This window comes from Scytonema sp. NUACC21, from assembly GCF_054684315.1.
The window spans coordinates 101,070-123,838 of sequence record NZ_BAAFZH010000108.1 but is presented as its reverse complement, the minus strand read 5'-3'; the positions used below and the strand labels follow the sequence as shown (position 1 = coordinate 123,838).

The following is a 22,769-nucleotide window of genomic DNA, read 5'->3' as shown; positions in this document are numbered from 1 at the left end:
ATGATTGTCAATTTGTACAGTGCGTAAGTCCTAACTCCATCTCCACTATCCTAACAATTGCAACGCTCTTATAGAGAAAGGATTTTGGGGAGAGACTTTAAAACCCCCATTCCCTTGTAGGGAAGGGGGGCAGGGGGGTTAGGTCGTTCACGAAATTTTTTTCCCTAAAGGGACATCTCGGTCTGGCTGGATTAATGTCACCTCACCATCTTCTAGCACGACACCTAAAACCAGAACCTCTGACATGAAATCGGCGATTTGGCGGGGTGAAAAATTTGTAACGGCTAATATCAATCTGTCTATTAAATCTTCTTTTTCATAAAGTTTAGTGATTTGAGCGCTAGATTTTTTAATGCCCAAATCACCAAAGTCTATCCAAAGTTTGTATGCTGGTTTGCGTGCTTTGGGAAAATCTTCTACTTTAATGATTTTGCCCACACGGATATCTACTTTTTCAAACTCTTTGTAGGTAATTTCCGTCATTTACCGATTAGCTTAACTAGACCAATACCACCAAAGTAAAGCCCCAAAACGGCTCCTGCTAGGAGACTTTGCGTTAGAGGGTCTGTGGATGGTGTCAGAACAGCTCCCAGAACAACCGCTCCTAAAATAACATAACGCCAACCAGAAAGCATTTGTTGAGAAGAAACGATTCCCAAATTGCCAAACAGGATTTGAATGATGGGGATTTGAAATGCCAATCCGGTGCTAAATAACAGCAACAAAACAAATTCAAAATACTTATCAATAGACCACAATTGTTCTACGACATCCGCACCATAGCTTATAAAGAATTTTAAGGCTGCTGGTATTAGCAACAAGTAGGCAAAGACTAACCCCCCTCCAAAAAGAACACTCGAACCGAGAACAATAGGTCCTAGCAATCGACGTTCGCGGCGAGTCAATCCTGGAAGGACAAACTGGATGATTTGGTAAAGCACAAAGGGGCTAGCAAGTAGCAGCCCTGTATAACCTGCAACTTTGACAGAGACGAAGAAATATTCTCCAGGCGCAAGTTGGAGAAATTTTACTCCCTGTGCTGGTACTTCTAATAACCTAACTATTGGTTTAACAGCGATAAAGCAGCCAAGAGCGCTAAGTGCTACAGCTGCTAGAGAGTAAAAAATTCGCTGTCGCAACTCCTCCAGGTGGTCGAAAAGCGACATTTCGACCTCATCTGGCAACTCATCGAGAGGGTTAATCTCGGGTTTGCCATTGTCTTCTTCGAGGTCAACACGGGGGTAAGTTGAAGCAGTTACCTCTTCTGGTTCGGAGGCTTCATCAAACTGCTGTTTGGTTTCTACGTCTTGTGGAGGCGTCATGAATCAACAAAATGGCATCACCTTATTAACTATTGTATCTGGGTAAGCCTTTGTTATGTAGAGACGTTGGATGCAACATCTCTACACCTGTCGGAAGATCATTGAACTGGTAGCTGTGGGTGTGCGGATGAATATCGTGTCACTAACTGGGAAATCTCTGGGTTGTAAAGCCGTAGATAGTTCCAATAGTTACCAAATACCTGACGCACGTAGTTTTTTGTTTCATCAAAGGGAATTGCTTCTACAAACTCATCTGGGTCTTGTTTTGGTAGAATTTGCAGCCATTTGGCAACGTTACCGGGACCAGCGTTATAACTGGCGATCGCGAGCATGGAGTTACCGCCATACTGCTCGTGGGTATGATCTAAATACCAAGTTCCCAACCTGATATTCTCATTGGGGTCTTCTAAGTTAATTTTTTTGCTATCCACCTTTATTTGTGGTGCAATCCACTTAGCTGTATCTGGCATAACCTGCATTAAACCAGTAGCACCAGCGACAGAACGGGCTTTTTTCTGAAATCGTGATTCCTGACGCATTAGGGCGGTGACTAACAAGGGATTGAGCTGATACTGTTCGGACCACTTTTCAATTTCCTTCAAATAAGGAAGGGGATAACGAGCTTGCCAGTAAGTTAATTGTTGTCTCAGTTTTTGATACTCAGCTTTTTCTTGTGGTGTTTCTCTGTCTTCCAGTTTAGAAATTTTGTCAATAGCTACTAAATACTCTTCTTGTGCCAACCGCATCAAGCCATCAGTGTATTGTTCTGCGACTGTTGGCTGCATTTTATTGACGAATTCGGTTTGCCACTGCAACCAAGCATCCCGATCTTGACCAAGCAAATACAATTCCTTAAAAGTTTCCGAACCAGCTGTTGGGACGGCACGCTGATAGGGTACTACTTCCGGGTCTATCTGGCGCACGTTATTAAAATTACCAACATTCAGCCCCATCACGGACGCCGATCGCCATGCATAATAAGAGTAAGGAAACCGATTAACGACATATTCATAAGCTCTTTTAGCTTCTTCTTTTTTCCCCAATCTTGATGCCCATTTGCCAACCCAAAAACCCGCTCTAGGAGCCAGAATACTATTGGGATTGTTAGTGGGAATTGGTCCTGCCCATTGCCAAGCACCATTAAAATCTTTGGCTTTTGCTTTTTCTTGGGCAATTTTCCAACGGTATTCTGCAGCTTCTTCACTTGAGCCGTATTTGGTCAGGAGTAATTGCAATGCCTGATTGGCTGCCTTTGGATCTTGGGCTTGCAAAATTTTGGCTTTTTCTATCAGTGCTGCGCCAGCTTTGTCGGGAAATTTACCGATAATTTGATTTAGATAGGGTAAAGCATCTTGACGTACCTGTGCCATTTCTGCCAGACGCAGCAATGCTGTTCCAGTTTCTTGGGCATCAGGAAACGCTTTCACAAGTTGTTGATAGGTGGCAATCGCTTCTTGCCGTTTTCCACCTACTTGATATCCCCGTCCCACACGGTAAAGATTGAGGGGTGTGCGAGATGCTTTGGTATACGCTGCCGCAGCCTTAAAAAATTCGCCATTTTCCCAGTACGCTGTCCCTACGATTTCCCATTCTTCGGGTTTTAGGGTGTCGTTTTCTGCCAACTGCTCTAGGACACTAATAATTCCTGGTTGGTCGTAGGCGTGTTTTGCTAGCGTCAACTGCAATCGCGGCTGATTCGGATTTTCTTGCAAACGCTGACGAATAATTTCCCAGGTCAAAGGATGGGAGGGAAATTCGGCGATTGCTTTTTCCTGATATTCAGGAGTTGCAATCAGGTATAGCCCTTTGACCGCTGCAGGTTCTTTGGCATACTTTTTCACGACTTTCTGCCGCAAATCTGAGGCTTTCCCTTCCTCCCCAAGAAGATCCTGTGCTTGCGCCTGTTTCAGCAACACGTAAGGTGCCAGGAGTGAATAATTGTCCTCCAAACCTTCCAATAACTCCAATGCAGCTTTAGCTTGCTTCTTGTCAATCAAATCGCTTGCCAAAAGATAACGGGCGCGATTTCGGTCTTGGGTTTCGCTTCCCAACGCGATCGCTTCCAGTTTTGCGCTGCGTTCATGTGGAGATTGTGATACCAGTGGAAGCACAGCTGACTTAGCTTTGCTTTCTTCCGAGATCTGCTCTGGTGGATTCTTACTCAATCTCAGCAAATGGCTAAATGATTTACCAAACTGAGGGGCTGACATCATTGCGCCTGCTAGGAAGGCACACAATCCAGCACCTGCAATAAGAGGGATATACTTTTTCTTCCGTTGCTGCTTCAGCATCGATACCCGCTGAAAATTTCACATGAATTTCTTGCCACTTTAACATCACTTGTGGTCAATCACGCCACTTTTAACTTTTGTATTTCTAATTTGGGATTGAAGTTGATTCTTTACTTTCACAGGTGGGAATTGCAGCCAAATCGGTTATCAATTTTGCTTTTTTGCTTTTCTCATTGCTTTTATAGTATGAGTTTGGCGATCTTCTGTCTAATCAAAGCCAAGACGACTGCTTGCTAGAACATCTCATAGATGTACCTCTTTTCTTCCTTATACAACTGACAAAATACTTCTCTAGGGGGAAGAAAACACTGGTGAGATTGAGGAATTCTAAAACCTAAGTAACATAAGTACTTGTTAGGATAGCTGCTACTCAACCCAATTTAAAATTATTCTTAACAAAACGGTATTAGGGCTTTCAATCAAAAAGTATCCCAAAATTTCTTGTGCTGCAGGTCGAAAAGCCCGCTCTTAGTCAAGAACGGGCAGGATTGCTCTTCCCACATTCTGGGGATAATTTATTCTTTACAGCTCCCTTAACTTCTTATCAGCCAAAATTTGACTATTTTTCAATTTCCGTTAGGTTTTTAAAGGAATCTGTTACATTACGCCAAGTTCTAATCTTGCTAATCTTTTCACCATCAATGATGCGAGATGGAATGTTGTGTTCCACATTCTGGACATTTGTGGGTACGGGTAGACAACGATTTTTTAACTCGTGTCCCACAAACAGAGCAGTCTTGGCTTGTATAGTGAGGTGGAACTGATACAGTCCATGTACCAAATACTTTGGAGTAGTAGTTCACCCAATCTGTGAATAGTGACCACGATGCATCACTGACAGATTTAGCTAAACGATGGTTCTTAACCATATTCTTTACCTGCAAGTCCTCATAAACTACCAAGTCGTTAGACTGAACAAGCGCTCTCTTGCAGTCTTAACTGCAAAATCTTGACGCTGTCTACTTAGAGGATGTCTGAAAAGTTCTAAGAAAGTTATGAGAGTTACACAAGCTGTTTGAGCATTAAACGAATCATTGCGACAAACAAAATTTGGATTGAGGAAGATTGGACAGAGGATGGGGTAGCAACGGATTTTTTACAAAAGGGGATTGCACCAGAGGAAATTGTGTTAGCGTTTCATCCACCTCATGTGAGACAATATACTGAGTTTGCAGTGACTTGAAGTACTAGCCTTTATTTTTTAGGAAAGTGGTCTGTTCAAATGAAAGACCATTTTCTGGTCATACTAATCCAGCATCGCGATCGCGGTCCCAACACTCTAGTTATCCTCACTTACGTACAGCTATGGGCTGCAAAGGATACTGAAGTACTTATGCCAAGTTTCTCAATTCTCTAGGAACAACACTGTATAGTTTTAAATATTTTTTAATAAAATTAATTTTTGCTAACTCAGTATTACCACCGAAGATAGATGTAAGGTTCAAAAGCTACATTCTTGTAATGCTAAAACCTTCTGGATCGCTAAGAATCAAAAGGCTAGCAAACAACCACCTATATTTGCTTTTTAGCAAGTCAGGGAAATCTACTGAAAATTGATATTTAGAATCTACACTCTAAAACTTAAGTTTTTGAGTTAAAGCTACTTGGCAATTTTTCAGGAGATGATTTTATTCAACTTTACTTTAAAAAACTAGGTTAAATCCTATTTTAGGATTTCGGGTTCATCATGCCACCGAATCATAAGTTAGTTATCAGGAAAGCTAAGCTTTACCATTATTTAATTGCAACAGGATTATTAGCTAATAGTATTTTCCAGTCTGTGACCCCTGTAAAAGCTCAAGCCACAACCGGAGGTCAATCTATTAGCAACACGGCAACGGCAACTTATGAAGATCCCAATAATCCGGGAACAACAATTAACACGACTTCTAATACAGTTGTTGTGACTGTAGCAGAGGTTGCTGGTATCACTGTCACTGGTTCTGGTACCGCATTTAAGACCGACCAAAACGGAGATGGCAAAATCGGCATTGGTGACACCATCTATTACAATTACAACGTAACTAACGTCGGTAACGACCCTACCAGAGTTCGTATTCCAGACCAACCCACAGTGTCAGGTCCGGGGCAAATCGATGGTAAGGTAGAAATCAGCTACGATGGTGGTAATACTTGGGTAGAAGTTACAGCTGGTAGCGTTAGCAATTCAATACCACCAGGTGGTTCTGTTTTAGTAAGAGTCCCTGTGAAGGTGACTGATGGCGCAACTGGAAATTCAATCGTTTCTGTGAAATTAGGGGATACGCCCGGTGATGCTCAAAACCAGCCACGGAGCGAAAATGGTGGAGACCTCTATACTGTAGATAATGATAATGGAACCGTTCCTGGGGAAGTGGATGGTGTACCTGCCAATGGTGTTCGTGAAGCCAGCGCTACCCAAACAGTGACGGTAGATTCGAGTTTGAAAAACTACACTTTAGCGACAGTCCTCAAAACTCGTACCAATCAAACAAGTGCTGGTGCTCCTGGGCCTGGAGGTGATACTCTCAGCTATGAATTGAGTTTGCGAGTTGAGAGTAACGATCCGACAGGGAACGGAATCAGCCCCGCACCACTAGTCGGTACAACCATTCCCGGTCTTTCTGGTTCCTACATTTTGGTGTCTGATGCCATTCCTGCAGATACCAAATTGACGAGTGCTAAACCTCCTACGGGATGGCAGGTTGTTTATACGACTTCCGATACCTCATTGAATGCCAACGAGGCGACTTGGACATTGACTGAACCGTCAGATTTAGCTACTGTCAGGCGGGTCGGTTTCGTGAAAACTGAACCTATTGCCCCTGGTACGACAGTCACGGGCTTCCAAATCAATGTTGAAGTTGTCGGAACACCTGCGACAATCGCTGTTGCTAACGTTGCCCAGTTGTTTGGTACAAGCACGAGTGGATTTCCGGTTTACGATGAATCCGGCGATAACAGTCCCAGTAACTACGATGGTTCCAATCCCCCCACCGGTACTGATAGCAACGGCGATAAAATTCCCGATACTCTTCCTCGAACTAGTGTTGATGACGGTTTCATTAATCCAAATGACTCCGATAACAATGGTATTCCCGATGAGTTAGAAGGAAGTAGTGGAATTGGAATTGATGGGAACAACAATAACAGTGGTAGTGGGCCTGGTGGAGAGGCAAACATTGTAACGATCGCCACACCAGGAAGTACTTCTGTGTTGAATGGACCAAAGGATGCACCGGATGCAATTGCTGAAAACGATAACAATAAAGATTTCACTAACAAATCTTCATTAGTACCTGCAGGTACAGTTCCCGGCGCAACAATTGACCCCAATGGTGTTAGCTTTACCAACACTTTGAAGAATACTAGTACGGGTAGTGCCAACATCTCACTAATACCCACATCTCCAGTCAATCCTGGCGATTTGCCCCAGGATACATTAGTAACCATCAGTTATGACAGCCTGTCAGCAACTTATAAATACAATGGTGAAACTTTTGTATTCCAATCAGGACAGGGTCAAGTTGACGGTAAAAACATTGCTGGAGACAACCCCCTTCGGATTGATGGGGTGATATCAGGTGGTATCGCTAACTACGGTGTAGAAATCAATTTGCCTGCTGAGACCCCACTCTCTACCGATATTAACCGTGGCTTTCCAGTTCCCTTGACCGCTTTTATTGACTCCAATAAAAATGGTGCCGTTGATTCCACGGAAGCTTATAACATTACAATTGACCGTGTTTACACTGGCTTCTTAAAGATGGTGAAACTGTCCCGCGTACTCGAAGGATCGGGTCCAGCTGTAGGCACGGGTCAGGGCGTATTTGAGACAACACCCGGTATAGATGCAGATGTATCCAATGATGTACCCAGAAAGCCCGCTTCTGGAAATATTATTGAGTACCAAATTAAATACAGAAATATTTCTGAGGCTCAATCCGGTACTGGCAATTTCATCTTAGAAGCTGGCAAAGTGGTAATTACTGAAGATGGAACGACTTGGGATGGTACCAAGGGGAACAACTGGGCTTTAGACAACGACAACAACGGTACTATCGATACCAGCAATGTTATTGGTTCTGCAAAAGATTCTGCTTCTGGAACTATCACCTTCTTTAAGAGTAAACCTGCCACAACCTCTACGGGTGACCAAGCTGGAACAACCATTAATACTGACGTAACTAAATACGTAAATACCGTAAATGACAAAGTCTCACCGGGACAGGAAAGAACATTTACTTTCCAGCGCAAGGTGAATTAGAACTTTACTCTCTCTATTTACAAAGAGGGGAGCGAATTTTTATTTCAAAACAAACATCAAAGTACTGAGATTAATATGAAACAATTTGCAATAGCAGGTGTAAGAGCGCTTGCACTCTTAGCATTCTTATCTACAGCTCCTCTTGTCAGCCAGATTTCAGTAATAGTAAATTTTTCAGGAACTGCCATTGCCCAAAACACCCAAGCAAAAGGGCAAGTGCAACTGCGCTTAGATGCAGAAAAGAGAGTCATCCAGCAAGTTCAGGGTAAGCAAACCGTGAGTTGGCAAGCATTGCAAGGTAAAGCTTTGATACAACCGGGAGATGTCGTACGCTACACGGTAAGTGCTGCCAACAATAGCAATGGAAGTGTCAAAAATCTAGCTATTAACCAACCCATTCCTCTAGGAACCGTATACGTACCTAATTCTGCTACGACAAATGGCAGCAATGGCACAAAGATTACCTACAGCATTGATGGCGGACGCAGTTTTGTAGAAAATCCCACGGTCAAAGTTTCCCTTGCTAACGGGAAAGCCGAAACAAAACCAGCGCCAGTTGCAATGTACACCCATGTTCGTTGGAATTTCGGGGCATCTATTCCCGCCAAAGCAACAGTGAAAGGGATTTACCAGGTACAAGTGCGTTGAGGTGATTTTGGATTTTATAGTTTGGGTTAAAACCAATGAGCGACGATCTAGGTACAGACGCGTTATGGCGCGTCTCTACAATTAATGGCAGTTGGCGACACGATATAAATTTAAAGAAAAACTGGTTTGGGCGGTTTGCGGTAACGGTTTTGGTGGGAGGTGTATTGCACAGCCCCACTTCTGCATTTGCCCAAGTTGAAAACCAAATTGCTCGCCCAACAATTATTAACCAAGCAACATATACTTATACAGATTCTAATAGCGAATATCAATTTCAAGGAACTTCCAGTCAAATAGATGTTAAACCCACCCCACTTATTGACCCAAAAGGACAGATTTTAGGTTGCGGTGGACAACTTTTAGCTGATTACAACGGCTTTTCTGTTGGTTTGTATGAATCTAGCCCCAATGACCCATCGGGAACGGAATTAGGAAGATTGGTTTCTCTGACACCTACGGAATTTCCCGATCTTCCTAACAATGGTGTTTCTGGAGGGGTAAGACCAAATACCGCCAACAGCAATCCTTTTTCCTTAACGAGTTCTGGAGGGGGTGAATACAACTTTTTATTAGATCCAAGCAAGGGTCAAGTGACTCCTGGAAAAACTTATATTTTGGTGGTGACTCCTCCACAAAACTCGATTTACTCCCAACGGCGAATTAAAATTTCAATTCTTGAGAGTATTGGAGATAATGTCCTTCGGTATAGGGCGACTTCTTTAGATGGTCAACCTATTAGTATCTCAGGGGAAACCAATATTCAAGGAACTGTTGTTATTGTCCCCAATGCCGAACTTGTAGGGCTCAATTTATTTGCCTTTGAGTTTGATGTCGGGTTGTGTCAAAGCCAACAAGTCCAAATTATTAAAACGAGCGATCGCGCAACTGCAGAACCGGGAGATACTGTTATCTACCGCCTCTCTATCAAAAATAAGAGCGATATCAGTCTCAACAACCTGGTAGTAACCGATACCTTCCCTCTAGGCTTTGACTTTGCATCCAAGTCGATTCGAGGTGAGTTAGAAGGTCAAGCAGTTGCCATCACAGTAGAAGAAAAGGGAGCAACAGTTATCTTCCGAACATCAGTACCGATTCCTTCCGGGAAAGTGCTCAATATAGCCTATGCTGCCCAACTCACACCAGATTCCGTCCGTGGTTCCGCTCGAAATTCAGCCATCATCAACGCTCAACGCGCTGACAACAATTTTGCAGTTAAAGACGGACCCGCTACCCATCAATTAAAAATCCGACGGGGGATTGTCTCTGACTGCGGCACCATTATTGGTCGCGTCTTTGTTGATAAAAACTTTGATGGCGAACAGCAAACTGGAGAGCCTGGAATCCCCAATGCCGTCATCTTCATGGAGGATGGCAACCGTATAACCACGGATGTAAATGGTTTGTTTTCTGTAGCTAATGTTCTACCCGGAAACCACACCGGAGTTCTAGACCTGACCAGCCTTTCTGGTTATACCTTAGCCCCCAATCTTTATTTCCGCGAACGTAACAGCCAATCTCGCCTGGTGCGTTTAGAACCCGGTGGCATGGCACGCATGAATTTCGCAGTCACCCCTACCTTCCAACAGGAGGTGCAAAAATGAACAAACGGCTGCGTTGCATTAATATTCCAAATTTAAAACTGATGGGTATGATGGCAGGGGCATTGAGTGTAGTGTTGTGCCCCTCCATGACAAAAGCGACAACAGGTGATGTGACAACCCATGAAATCACAGATGTAGATGTAACTCCTGAGTTCTCCGTGCAATCCACAGATGTACAACCCACAGATAGACCATCTGTGATATCTGCTTCAACATCAGTGGTGAAAATCCTCACTCCCACTCCCAATGCTGTTCTTGATGTACCGGCGACAACAATCATTTTGCAGTTTCAAGTGGGTGAGGCTGTAGAATTGCGAGTCAATGGTGAGTTAGTAGACCCTGCCTTAATAGGTCGTACAGAAACCGATGCAAATACCAATCAAGTCACCCAAACCTGGTACGGTGTTTCTTTGAAAGAAGGGCTCAATACCATCACGGCAACTGCAATCGGGTCAACAGAGCCTCCCGCCACTGTATACGTACAGGTCAAAGGAGCCCCAACTCAGTTACAATTGGAGTCTGTTGAATCCCGCATTCCTGCCGATAGACGTTCCACGGCAACAATTCGGGGTCGTCTGCTGGATGCAAGTGGTAACCTTTCTAACCGGGATGCCATTGTCACATTGATTCCAACGGGGGGTGAGTTTGTTGGTGCCGATGGCAAACCCGACCAACCGGGATTTCAGGTACAGGCGAGGGGCGGGGAGTTTATTGCTACCCTCAAATCTGGATTAGAAGCACAGACGGTACAAATACTCGGGACAACCGGGCAGTTAGAAGCCTATACCCAACTGCAATTTGAGACAGCCCTGCGTCCTTCCATCGCGACTGGGGTTATAGACGTGCGTTTGGGTGCAAGGGGTACGGATTATTACGGCAGTTTCCGTGATTTTCTACCTCCTGACAGGGATAACGGTACGCAACTGAGTGTTCGTTCCGCAGTGTTTGCCACTGGGGCGGTTGGAGAATGGTTGTTTACAGGGGCATACAACAGCGATCGCGCTCTCAATGAAGACTGCAATTGCGACAACCGCCTGTTTAGAACATATCAATTTAGCGAGCAAGCCTATCCAGTTTACGGTGACAGCTCCAAAGTTGATGTCATGACGCCGTCGATTGATAGCGTTTACCTGCGGTTTGAGCGCTCGCCAAGCATCCCCAACGCCAGCCCGGACTACGCGATGTGGGGGGACTACAACACCGAAGAGTTTGCCCGTTCTTCCCAACAGTTTACTGCCGTTACGCGTCAGATGCACGGTTTCAAAGCCAATTATAACATAGGGGATGTCCAAGTTACGGGTTTCTACGGAAATAACGTAGAAGCCTTTCAACGAGATACCATTCCTCCCGACGGCACAAGCGGCTATTACTTCCTCTCCAGAAGATTGCTACTTCCGGGTAGCGAAAATGTCTTTATCGAGTTAGAAGAACTCAACCGCCCCGGTACGGTCAAAGAGCGCAAACAGCTTTCTCGCGGCCCGGACTACGAAATCGACTACGACCGTGGAACCTTATTATTCCGCCAACCCGTTTTACGCACAGATGTAGACAGCACCGGGCAAGTCCTCGTCCGGCGGATTGTTGTCACCTATCAATACGATAGCAAGGATAGTAAGAGCAACATCTTTGCAGGACGGGTACAATACAATTTATCTCGCCAACCCAATACTGAAAGTTGGTTGGGAACGAGCTATCTCAGGGAAAACCAGGGGACGAGGGATTTTGAACTTTATGGTGCGGATGCCCAAATTGCTCTGGGCACTCAAGGCAAGTTGATTGCAGAATACGCTCATTCTACCAACGAAGCCAACACCAATGGAATTGTCAGTGGTTCTGCGGCACGTGTAGAAGTTACCGGGCTTCTTACCAAGCGTCTTTTTGGTCGCGCTTATTATCGTTTTGCTGACGCGGGATTTTCCAATAACGCCACCACGAGCTTTGTCCCCGGTCAAACTCGATACGGCGCACAACTGACAGGCTCCGTTTCCCAAACTACCAATTTGCGAGTTACTTACGACCATGAGGATAACTTTGGCATTGCTCCTCAACCTTTAGATACTTTTGAGGAACTCTTCTCCCCAAGAACGGAAGCACTACCAGGAACTCAGGTGGATAATTCCCTCACAACCATTTCTGCGGGGATTCAGCAACGCATAGGCAAAGCTACTGTAGATGTGGACTGGTTGCATCGCGATCGCATTGACCGTTTGGCTACTAGCAACCAGAATACAACTTCCGACCAGTTGCGATCGCGTCTGACCCTACCCCTAGCACGCAACCTGACTTTTTTAGCCCAGAACGAACTGACCCTATCATCCCAAACCGATACAGTGTATCCAGACCGCACTATCTTGGGGTTAAACTGGGCTGTGACTCCCGGCGTCAATGTGAGCTTAACACAACAGTTTTACACCAGAGGTCAGTTTGACGGAAATTCTATCACCAACCTCAGTATTAACGGCGAACACAAACTTTGGAAAGATACCACCATCACGGGGCGTTACTCCATATTGGGTGGGGCTAATGAAGTGACCATGCAGGGTGCGGTTGGACTGAATCATCGATGGGCGATTGCTCCTGGATTGCGGCTCAACCTTGCTTACGAACACGTCTTTGGTAACTTCTTTGGTCGCAATGGGACAGGAGTGCAGTACGCCCAACCCTTTGCAGTCGGTCAAAGTGCTTTTGCTTTGGGCTTGGAAAGCGGCGATAGTTACAGTGCGGGCTTGGAATATACCGCCAATCCCAAATTCCAAGCCAGCGCCCGTTACGAGCATCGCACCTCCTCAAGTGGTTCCAATACCGTGATTTCAGCTGCCGCCGCAGGTAAGATTTCCCCTGCCCTGACAGCTTTGTTACGCTACCAACAAGCCAGTTCCGCCAATCAAAAACTAACTCAATTGGGAGATACAGCCAATCTGCGATTCGGGTTAGCCTACCGCGACCCCAACAACGACAAGTTTAATGCCTTGTTGCGTTATGAATATCGCCTAAACCCATCCACCATTCCCGACACAGTTCTTTTAGGTAGCGGTACCGGAACCGAAGACCACACCTTTGGTGCAGAAGCAATTTACGCGCCCAACTGGAGATGGGAATTTTATGGCAAGTATGCCCTTCGCAACAGCACTTCTTACCTAGCCCAGGACCTCGTGGGTACAACTATGACAAATCTGGCACAGCTACGAGCAACTTATCGTTTGGGATACAGTATGGATTTGGTAGGTGAGGCACGTTGGATTCATCAAAGCGATTATACGGAAACCGGCTTTGTTATCGAAGCCGGTTATTACCTCAGCCCCAACCTGCGCTTGGGAGCCGGCTACGTGTTTGGGAATGTAGATGACCGGGATTTTTCCGGGACTCGGAGTGGGGGAGGACCCTACTTGGCTTTAACACTCAAGCTAAATGAATTATTTGACGGATTTGGATTGCAAAAAGTCGCTCCTCGCCAACAGCAAGAATCCTCCACCCAAGCCGTTGTCAACAAGCTCAAAAAAGCATTGGCACAGATGCAGAAGAGAAAAATATGAAGAGATTGAAAGTTCTGCCATTTTTGGCAATACCGACAGCTGCTTTGGTGTGGGGTCTTTCCGCTCAAAGTACCCCCGCACAGACAGCAGTGGAACAACTCAATGCCACATATATAACTGGAACGGGTGGCACAAGTGGTAACTATACTATTAAGGAAGTCAACGGAACCAGGGTTTTAAACCATAATTTTAACGATGGTTTGGATAATAATCTGAAGGTCAATTCATTTACATTGTTAAATAGTGATTTTCAATTCGTGAGACTTGTTAGCCAAATCAAACTGAATCGGGTTGATACTGTCGATCAAAATGGAGTACCAATAGTAGGTTCCAGAGAAATTGTCTTCTACGAACGCGGTCCTAACTTTTCTCTGAATCAGAACAACCTTAATGTCAAACCCACCGCAGTTAAGACAATGGAAGAAGCACTCCTTTCCGATTTGATTAATCGAGGGACTGACAACATTTTTGGGAATCAAGGCAATGTCGCGGGCAATAACAATAACATTGAGCGGGTTGACTTTATAGAGCCGAAGGGATTATCTGCTCCTGGGGCTAACTTAAAAGATATTGGTTTCTTGATTCTGGAGCGGGGTGGAAACGACAACTTCAAAATTGCTGCTATTACAGAACTTGATGCCGGGGGTAAGCCAAGCAAGTTTGGCAAGCTAATTACCGTGAATGTGTCACAAATGGGAAAAACCAATCAGAGTGTCATCACTGAAGTCATGCGGAAAGACCCCGGTGATGCTAACTTAAGATACACAACTTCTATTGGAACGCTCCAACCCATTGGTGCTGCCTTTTTCAGCTTTGACGCTCTGGGTATAACAGGCAATCAAACTTTTTATGGGTATGCACTCTTCCCACCAGATGTCACTACAAGCAATGACCTCGTTGGTCTGAGTAATTTCCCTAAGGATACTCCATCAGATAGTACGGGTGGTATGGATTTGATGGCAGGTGGTGGTATTTTTGCCCTCGGTTCGGTTCAATTTACCGACCTGGCAATTAGCAAAACCGATGGTCAAACCCAAACCAAACCGGGTAGTCCCATCACTTACACAATTACTGTGAAAAACAACGGTCCTGTCCCTGTCACAAGCTTGACTGTTACCGATGGTCTACCAGCCTCGATTCAAAACACACAATATACTCCCAGCACTGGTGTTTATGACAAAAACACTGGCAATTGGACTGGGGTAAATCTTGCTTCGGGTCAAAGCATCACTTTAACTGTAAGCGGTACTGTCTCTCCTGACGCAACTGGAACGATTACCAATACAGCGCGAGTTTTTCCACCAACCGGATTTGTTGACTCCGATAACTCCAACAATAGCAGCACCGATACCACAGCGATCGCAACTGCCACAATATCCGGTACTTTATATCAAGACAGTAATGCTAACAACTCTTTTGACAATGGCACAGACCCCCGTCTTGGGGCAAACATTACGGTCAAACTCTACAACGACGCTAACAATAACAATATTATTGACCCAGGAGAAGAAGTTGACAGCAAGGTCACCGACGCCAATGGGAATTACACTTTCACGTCGGTTACCAATGGTAGCTATAAAATTCAGGTCGATACAACCGATAGCGATATCCCAGCTGGATTTACCCTGACTACACCAAACCACCTTGCTGTCACTGTCTCCGGGAGTTCGGTTACCGGACAAAATTTTGGATTTGTGAAATTTATTGCCAATGCCAATGTGGTGTTGGTGAAGCGGATTACTGCTGTCAATACTACAACCTTTAGCGACCTGATTGATGGGGTCAACGACAGCAGTTCCCCGAATTACGTACCGCCTCCCCATGATGCTAACGATAACAATCCCAATTGGCTGCCCGGTTACTTGCTTGGACGCATCAACGGCGGGGCTGTCCGTCCCGGTGATGAAATTGAATACACAATCTACTTCCTTTCTACGGGAAATGCAACTGCTCCCAAAGTGCTTTTGTGCGATCGCGTTCCGGAAAACACCAACTTTCTCCCGACTGCTTTTAACAGTGGTACTGGTGCTGACAGGGGTATTGCTCTTTACCAGAATGGCACTACAGTCTCTCTGACAAACGTGTCTGATGGTGATGCTGGGCAATATTTTCCTCCTGGTGCTGACCCCACAACCGTTTACCCCAAAATCTCTTGTGGTGGTCCCAACACCAATGGTGCCATTGTGGTGAACTTGGGCGATCTACCAAATGCCACTGGTTCCGGTACACCTGCTAGTTCTTTTGGACACATTCGCTTTAGAGGACAGGTGAAGTAGGAATTTTTACTGTTTTCCTTCTTTTACCTTAACCCCGGTAGTCCAACCAAGTGCTTCAGCAACACTATCAGCTAGTGAAAAAGGGTCAAAGGGTTTAGAAATGACTCCTACTACGTCCAAATGCTCTATGTACTTTGGTTGCGTCAACTCGAATTGAGCGGTCAGCAGGACAACAGGAATGAACTGGGTTGTTGGTTCGGCTTTGAGATGTTGCAGAAAGGTGATTCCATCCATTCCTGGCATCATTACGTCAAGAACGATAGCATCTGGCTTTTCCACCGCTGCTAAAGCCAAACCCTCGTAACCCGAACAAGCTGTCAAGACTTTCCATCCTGCCAAGTCCTCAAAACAAAGTTGCACGACTTCTCGAACAGAATCTTGATCGTCAACAACCAAAATGCGCTTGGTGGTCATGTTGCCACTCCCCAATTTTTATACTGAGTTTGAACCACTTGTCGATAAACCAAAACTGAGGGCAAAATTTGGGTTATGGATAATAACCCCAGTTGATGAGTATGCATTGGTAAATTCAATGATACAAGAGGTATGCATTATAATTCTTTCATTAAAAAGTGAGGTAACGGTGAATCTTAGCTAACAAATTAGGGCTAAGTCAACAAAAATTTGACAAAGGCAGAGAAAAAATTTACAAATTACTCACCATTTCCTCACTTTTTTTCAATAAATTTCAAGTAGAGCTTTTTAAGAATTAAAATATTACATTTTATGGATAAATTATCGATGTTCATAATGCATCAAAAACGACATATTTCTTATATAAAATTGATAGATATGCTATTAATAAATTCCAATAGTGCAAGATGCGATATTATAAAATGCAACCAAACTTTGATTGATGCTGATTTGATACAGGCAATCCTACAGAAAGCATCTGTTCTCAAAGCGAAAGGAGAAGACATAGAGGGTTGCAATGGTTTAATAGGTCTGGCTCGTCAGTTATTAGGTATATATGCCGAAAAACCTCTAAAAGGAATAACATCAAAATTTACCCTCGGAAATATTTATCTAGAGATGAGGAAACTTTCCGAAGCTAGAGAGTTTTACAATCAAGCCATAGACATTTTCCGAATGTTTGGCGATCGCCAGGGAGAAGGGAATGCCCTTGCACTGATAGGAGACACTTTTTATTATGAAGATGGTTTTCCTCAAGCACTAGAATACTACAAGCAGGCTCAAGCCATATTCCTAAAAACATCTGCTAAATATAGCGAGGTGACAGTTCTTTATCAAATGCTCTCATCTTACTCTTTTATGGGTGAATATGCCCGAGCTATAGAGACAACAGGGCAATATTTAGTCGTTGCTAAAAACTTAGGTTTGCAATCTTTGGAAGCCCATGCTTTGCATCAGCAGGGAATCCATTATCAAGCTATAAATGCCAAGACTGAAGCAGCAAAATATTACAATAAAAGTTGGGATATTGCAAGGGAAATAGGTGCAGGCAAGCTAGAGATCCAAAATATGAGGAAGTTGGCAAAACTTTATATGGATAGATTCTTGATTGAGGAAGCTATCCAAACTTGCCACGAGAGTTTGAGAATGGCTCGTCAGTTTCGGCATCGCTTGGAAGAAGCTCATTGCCTGCAATCTTTAGCAGAGGCATATTTTTACCAAGGAGATTTAACAAGGTCAAATTACTACAGTAAACTGAGTTTGAAAGTTAAGCAAGAGGTTGGTATCGCCCTTGTAGAAAAACCAGTAAATTTTCTAGAAATTAATTATTTTTTGCTCAGTTGCTAACTAAAATTAAGCAATTCAGCTACTCGATCTGCTAGTGTCACAGCATCAAAAGGTTTGGCTATAACTCCTGCTACACCTAGTTTCTCGAATTGAAGGCGATCGACGGGTTGCATTTTAGCGGTGAGCAAAATCACGGGAATAGATTGAGTTGCAGGGTTCTGTTGTAGATAACCAAATAGAGTGATACCATCCATTTCAGGCATCATCACATCTAGTAAAATGGCGTCGGGTCGTTCAGTTTCCGCTTTGAGCAACCCTTCAGCAGCTGTTCCTGCGGTTATGACTTCCCAGTCGCCCATAACTTCCAAACATGTTTGAATTACCTCCCGGAGACGTTCCTCATCATCTATTAGTAGAATTCGCCTTGCCATGAGTGAAACAGGGTTTTCAGCATTTGTACTCAGCATAATAATTTACTTCGACTTTGGTGGCAGTGGCAAGGTAAAGTAAAAAATGCTTCCTTGTCCTAAAACGCTTTCAGCCCAGATTTGTCCACCATGCTGCTGCACAATACTGCGGCAAATAGCTAATCCTAACCCCGTTCCTCCCTTAGTACGAGAATCTGTTGCATCAACTTGCTGAAACCGCCTAAAAATGCTGTCTAGCTTATCAGATGGAATACCCCTACCCCAGTCTTGTACTTTAAATAAGACTTGAGGGGTGTTGAGTGATGGGTTTTGAGAGAGTTCTGCACTCAACCAAACAGTACTTCCTGGTGGCGAAAATTTAATAGAGTTACTTAGTAAATTGACAAGAGTCTGAATAATGCGGTCAGAATCAGCCCATACTTGAACCGATAGGGGAGATACCTTAAGCCCGATTTGAGATTTTTCCGCAAGGGTTCTTACAGATTCCACAGATTGTAACATGATGGTTGCAGTGTCACATAAGTTTTTCTCGATAGCTATTTTGCCGGATTCCAATCGTTCTAAATCCAAAATGTCACTCACCAAACGGGTTAAACGTTCGGTTTCCGCCTTTGCAATTTCTAACATTCGCTGCACCTTCTCAGGTTGGCTGTTGAGCCGTCCAGAGGTCAGTAACCCTAAAGACCCTTGAATGGAAGCCAGTGGTGTTCGCAACTCATGGCTGACGATTGAGATAAACTCGTTCTTCATTTTTTCTATGGCTCTAGCATCAGTGATGTCTTCTACCGTACCGACATAACCGCTTAACTGCTGTTCTGTTGAAAGAATAGGAACTGCTTGGAAGCGACAAAATCGGATGGTACCGTCGCGATGACAACATCTTATATCTGTAAAAAACTCTTTTTTAGCTACAGCCGCCTTAGCCCAGTCAGACAAAAATGGCTCTAAATCTTTGGGATGAACAAAAGGTTTCCAACCTTCTCCCAAAGCTTCCCCGTAGGTAAAACCACAAATTGCCTGACATCGGGGATTCGTGTAAATGCAATTTCCTCGAGCATCAGTTCTAAAAATCCCTACAGGGGATGACTCGCTTAAGGAGCGAAACAAGGCTTCGCTTTGCCGTAATGCATCCTCAACTCGCTTGCGTTGGCTGATATCCCGACCCTCTGGAATCAACAGAACAATTTCTCCTGTTTCGTCCAGAAATGGTTTGAGGGAAAAGTCAATGGTCGCCACTGTATCTTTTGCCCCGAGTACATCTACTTCATAACGCACAAATTCACCTCTAGCAGCACGGGCGATCGCATCTTTTAATTGATTTTGAGTTTCAGTTGAAATCGTCCACCATCGCGCTTCCCAAAAAGGGAGACCAACCGTATCTGCGTGAGTTATACCACCAAAATCCAAAGCGGTCTGATTTGCTTCTAAAAGAGTACCATCCGGCTTGAGTAAACCGACGAATTGAAAAGTTTGGTCGAAGATAGCTCGAAATCGTCTTTCGCTCTCTCGCAATGCTTGCTCTGCTTGTTTGCGTTCGGTAATATCAGTATGGGAACCTGCCATTCTTACTGCATTGCCCGCTTCATCCCAAAGCGCTTGTCCCCGATCTAGAATCCACTTATATGTTCCATCTTTGCATAATACCCGGTGTTCGCTAATATAAAAAGGGGTTCTTTTAGCAAAGTGGTCTTGGATGACCTGGCTAACCCAAGGCAAGTCATCAGGATGAACGCGTTTTGCCCATTCATCAAGATGGTTGGAAATTTCGTTGTCTTCATACCCCAACATTTCTTTCCACCGGGATGAGAAAAAAACTTCGTTTGTTTTAACGTTCCAATCCCAAATTCCATCATTGTTACCTCGCAGGGCCAATTGCCAGCGTTCTTCACTTTCCCGCAGCGCTTCTTCGACCTGTTTGCGTCGAGTGATGTCTTGAATTTGTGCAATAAAGTAAAGCGGTTGACCATCTGAATCGCGTACAAGGGAGCCACTTAACAAAATCCAGACTATGTGCCCTTGTTTATGAAGATATCGCTTTTCCATCTCGTAGTAACGAATCTCATCACGGAGCATTTGGCGCACATAGTCCAAATCGGTATCTAAGTCATCAGGATGAGTAATTGCTTGGAAAGTTGTCGCTAGCAGTTCAGATTCTGAATAGCCCACAATTTCGCACAAAGAACGATTAACCCGCAGCCAACGTCCATCAGGAGATACCAAAGACATACCAATAGCAGCATTCTCAAAGGCACTGCGGAACCGCTGCTCGCTTTCCCGTAATGCCTGTTTCACCTGCTGACGCTCAATTATCTGGCGATTCAACAGATAGTACATGAAACACAACAGCCCAAAATTCAGGCTGTAGCCAACTAACGCAATGAGCGAAACGGTGCGATATTGAAAGGCGGATAGCTCAATAGTTAAAAAAAATCCCGATTGTATGTAGCGGTTCCATACAAAACTTAAAAGCGTTAGGAATGCCAACCCGAGACCACCAATAATGACTTTGCGTTGAAGCCAGGGCTTCATGATAATCTTGTTCTCCGTTCTTTACCCTCCGATTTTTATAGCAAAGATTTGTCAGTCCTCCAAAGAAAGTTGCCTGTACTGGGAAGGATTTTTGTTCGCTCTAGCCGATTAAAAACACGGGCAATAAGTTGCGCTCCTAAAATCGGTTTTTGAAGGTAATCATCTGCACCTGCTGTAAATGCCTGATTAACTGTTTCCATATCGTAACACGCAGACAAAAACAGTATGGGCAGTTGACTCCATTGGGGATCGTTACGTACTACCTGACAAAGTTCAATCCCGTCAAAGTCAGGCATCTTTATATCTAAAATAAGGAGATCTGGAACCGAGGTTTCCAGAACCTGCCAAAATTGTTGTGCATCCGCTAGGGTTATGACATGAAGCCCCCAGGTGTGTAATAAACCGGACACAGTAGCTAGTACTTTTGGGTCATCATCTACAATCATCACTCTGGCTTTTGGTGGCTGAGTTTGACTGAGTATTTGATAAACTACATTGAGTATTTCATTACAAGAAACTGATTTGTGTATAAAGGCACGACCTCCGAGGCGGGCAACTTCCAACCTGTTTGACAAGTTACTTGTGCCAGTTAAAACTATGACTGGAATATTTGGATTTTGCTCTCTGAGTTCCGCTAAGAAATCCAATCCACTCTCATTGGTATCGGCAAAGGTCAAATCGAGTAGAATCGCATTGGGAGGATTGTTTGCGATCGCCTCTCTAGCATCAGTCAAGCAGGTTACTGCATCTATTTGAAAACCTCGTGCAGTTGCTTCCAACTTCATTCGTTCTATCAAAGCCACATCATCATCAATCAACAATATGAAAGCGGGTTCAACTTCACCAGATAAAGCAGGAGTCTTTGCTGGCAGGGGTTTCTCCAATTCCAGTTGCAACAATCCAACCAGTTCCAATAACTGTTGTGCTTGAAACTGTTTTAAATGTTTGATTTGGAGCAATTTCTCAATTTCTTGTGCCAATCTTGAACCTTCAATCAAGCCGAAAGACCCCAATCCCCCGACTAATTTGTGTGCCACCTGCTTTGCTTGTTGCTGTTCCTCAACTTCAAGAACATTGGCTTGTAAAGCATTCACCGCCCGTAGTAACAATGCCACTTCATCAATAAAGCTATCTTTAAACCGTTCCCATAGTTTTGCAACTGACGCAACGACCATAGCTTCGGCTTGCTGCCTGTTTGTTTCTGTTGATTGCGATCCAGAGGTTGCAAATGTCTGTTCCTCATCTTCAAGCAGGCATTTGAGCCGATATCCCAAGCCGTAAACTGTCTCGACTAAATTTGCAGTCACTCCACCTGCTTTTAATTTCTGCCTCAGCCCCTTAATATGGGTTTTAACAGCATCCTCTCCTGGATATTCCGGGTGAGACCACAGATGTTCTAAAATTGCACTTTTGTTAAAAATTCTATGTGGATTTCGCAGAAAAAGCTCTAGTAACTGATGTTCTTTTGCTGTTAAATGCAAAGGCTTTCCATCATATGTGGCTGTGCGGTTGTTAGTGTCAAGTTGCAGTTTTCCCCAAGCCAGCACCGAAGTTACAACAGCAGTTCTACTTCGTCGTAGTAAAGCACGAATTCGAGCGATGAGCTCTGATAAATTATAGGGCTTGACCATGTAATCATCAGCACCTGCGTTTAATCCCATGACCTTATCAATGCTGCTATCTTTTGCAGTTAGTAGCATGATTGGCATTTGACAGTTTTGAGAACGCAGTTGACGACAAAGGCTGATGCCATCAATGGTTGGCAACATAACGTCTAATACAGCGAGGTCATATTCAAATTGCTGTGCCAGTTGCAGACCTGTTGAACCATCAGCCACAGTAGTAACGACGTAGTTATGAGCCGTTAACGTTTCTGTCAGGGCTGCAGAGGTTGGTTTATCATCCTCTACTACCAGAATTTTCATTCCCGATCCCGAGATTACGTAAATTTGTTCTTGTTCTCAATTCTACTATATCAACAGCTTTTATGTATAATTCATTACAATATTGTAGCAGTTAAGCAGGATCTCAACAAAGATGAAGGATAAAGGATAAAAGGTAGGTTTATAGATAGTAAGGATGAAGGATAAAGGATAAAAAGTAGGTTTATAGACTGACATCTTGCACCTTCGATTGGGAGGGCTGGTGGGCTTTAGCCCTACCTACGAAACAATAAGCTTTTTGGGCTTTGATT

At 44.1% G+C, this 22,769-nt stretch carries 14 protein-coding genes and 2 pseudogenes; 8 read left to right on the top strand and 8 right to left on the bottom strand.

Annotated elements, in window-relative coordinates:
* Positions 1–147 precede the first annotated feature (147 nt).
* The 4 genes and pseudogenes from ACYRY3_RS41055 to ACYRY3_RS41040 form a co-directional block, all read right to left on the bottom strand.
* Positions 148–483 carry a tRNA-binding protein gene (locus ACYRY3_RS41055; protein WP_460207593.1) on the bottom strand — a complete coding sequence of 112 codons (336 nt, stop codon included), beginning with the start codon at positions 481–483 and terminating at the stop codon, positions 148–150.
* The gene (tatC, locus tag ACYRY3_RS41050) at positions 480–1,322 is read right to left on the bottom strand and encodes a twin-arginine translocase subunit TatC (RefSeq protein ID WP_460207592.1); all 843 of its coding nucleotides are present in this window, start codon (positions 1,320–1,322) and stop codon (positions 480–482) included. Before tatC ends, ACYRY3_RS41055 begins: the two co-directional genes overlap by 4 nt.
* A gap of 98 nt (positions 1,323–1,420) precedes the next feature.
* A complete protein-coding gene (locus ACYRY3_RS41045; protein WP_460207591.1) occupies positions 1,421–3,613 on the bottom strand; it encodes a lytic transglycosylase domain-containing protein in 2,193 nt (730 codons plus the stop codon).
* Positions 3,614–4,278: 665 nt separating this feature from the next.
* A pseudogene (locus ACYRY3_RS41040) lies at positions 4,279–4,580 on the bottom strand (RNA-guided endonuclease InsQ/TnpB family protein); the annotation flags it as partial.
* A gap of 72 nt (positions 4,581–4,652) precedes the next feature.
* On the opposite strand from ACYRY3_RS41040, the pseudogene ACYRY3_RS41035 reads away from it, so the two are divergent.
* From ACYRY3_RS41035 to ACYRY3_RS41005, 7 genes and pseudogenes are all read left to right on the top strand, one after another.
* Positions 4,653–4,796 (top strand): annotated as a pseudogene (locus tag ACYRY3_RS41035) (element excision factor XisI family protein); the annotation flags it as partial.
* Between the two features lie 39 nt (positions 4,797–4,835).
* On the top strand, positions 4,836–4,970 hold the full coding sequence (locus tag ACYRY3_RS41030) for a hypothetical protein (RefSeq protein WP_460207590.1): 135 nt from the start codon (positions 4,836–4,838) through the stop codon (positions 4,968–4,970).
* A 330-nt stretch (positions 4,971–5,300) separates the two neighbouring features.
* The gene (locus ACYRY3_RS41025; protein ID WP_460207589.1) at positions 5,301–7,859 is read left to right on the top strand and encodes a DUF7925 domain-containing protein; all 2,559 of its coding nucleotides are present in this window, start codon (positions 5,301–5,303) and stop codon (positions 7,857–7,859) included.
* 75 nt (positions 7,860–7,934) lie between these two features.
* Entirely contained in the window at positions 7,935–8,507 is a 573-nt protein-coding gene (locus ACYRY3_RS41020) for a hypothetical protein (protein ID WP_460207588.1), read from the top strand.
* 35 nt (positions 8,508–8,542) lie between these two features.
* The gene (locus ACYRY3_RS41015; protein ID WP_460207587.1) at positions 8,543–10,108 is read left to right on the top strand and encodes a hypothetical protein; all 1,566 of its coding nucleotides are present in this window, start codon (positions 8,543–8,545) and stop codon (positions 10,106–10,108) included.
* The gene (locus tag ACYRY3_RS41010) at positions 10,105–13,641 is read left to right on the top strand and encodes a TonB-dependent receptor (RefSeq protein WP_460207586.1); all 3,537 of its coding nucleotides are present in this window, start codon (positions 10,105–10,107) and stop codon (positions 13,639–13,641) included. Before ACYRY3_RS41015 ends, ACYRY3_RS41010 begins: the two co-directional genes overlap by 4 nt.
* Positions 13,638–15,917 (top strand): SdrD B-like domain-containing protein, encoded by a 2,280-nt coding sequence (locus ACYRY3_RS41005; protein ID WP_460207585.1) that lies wholly within the window; start codon positions 13,638–13,640, stop codon positions 15,915–15,917. Before ACYRY3_RS41010 ends, ACYRY3_RS41005 begins: the two co-directional genes overlap by 4 nt.
* Before the next feature lie 6 nt (positions 15,918–15,923).
* On the opposite strand, the gene ACYRY3_RS41000 is transcribed toward ACYRY3_RS41005, so the two are convergent.
* Complete coding sequence (locus ACYRY3_RS41000; protein ID WP_460207584.1) at positions 15,924–16,331, bottom strand: response regulator; 408 nt, start codon at positions 16,329–16,331, stop codon at positions 15,924–15,926.
* Positions 16,332–16,709: 378 nt separating this feature from the next.
* Between ACYRY3_RS41000 and ACYRY3_RS40995 the strand changes: the two genes are divergently transcribed.
* Positions 16,710–17,678 carry a tetratricopeptide repeat protein gene (locus tag ACYRY3_RS40995; protein ID WP_460207583.1) on the top strand — a complete coding sequence of 323 codons (969 nt, stop codon included), beginning with the start codon at positions 16,710–16,712 and terminating at the stop codon, positions 17,676–17,678.
* On the opposite strand, the gene ACYRY3_RS40990 is transcribed toward ACYRY3_RS40995, so the two are convergent.
* Genes ACYRY3_RS40990 through ACYRY3_RS40980 form a run of 3 tightly spaced genes read right to left on the bottom strand, consistent with a single transcriptional unit; the run spans position 17,675 to position 22,500 of the window.
* The gene (locus ACYRY3_RS40990) at positions 17,675–18,085 is read right to left on the bottom strand and encodes a response regulator (RefSeq protein WP_460207582.1); all 411 of its coding nucleotides are present in this window, start codon (positions 18,083–18,085) and stop codon (positions 17,675–17,677) included. The two genes, ACYRY3_RS40995 and ACYRY3_RS40990, sit on opposite strands and share 4 nt — an antisense overlap.
* A 6-nt stretch (positions 18,086–18,091) precedes the next feature.
* Positions 18,092–20,575, bottom strand: coding sequence for a PAS domain-containing sensor histidine kinase (locus ACYRY3_RS40985; RefSeq protein ID WP_460207581.1), 2,484 nt, complete (start codon positions 20,573–20,575; stop codon positions 18,092–18,094).
* A gap of 35 nt (positions 20,576–20,610) precedes the next feature.
* Complete coding sequence (locus ACYRY3_RS40980; RefSeq protein WP_460207580.1) at positions 20,611–22,500, bottom strand: response regulator; 1,890 nt, start codon at positions 22,498–22,500, stop codon at positions 20,611–20,613.
* Positions 22,501–22,769 lie beyond the last annotated feature (269 nt).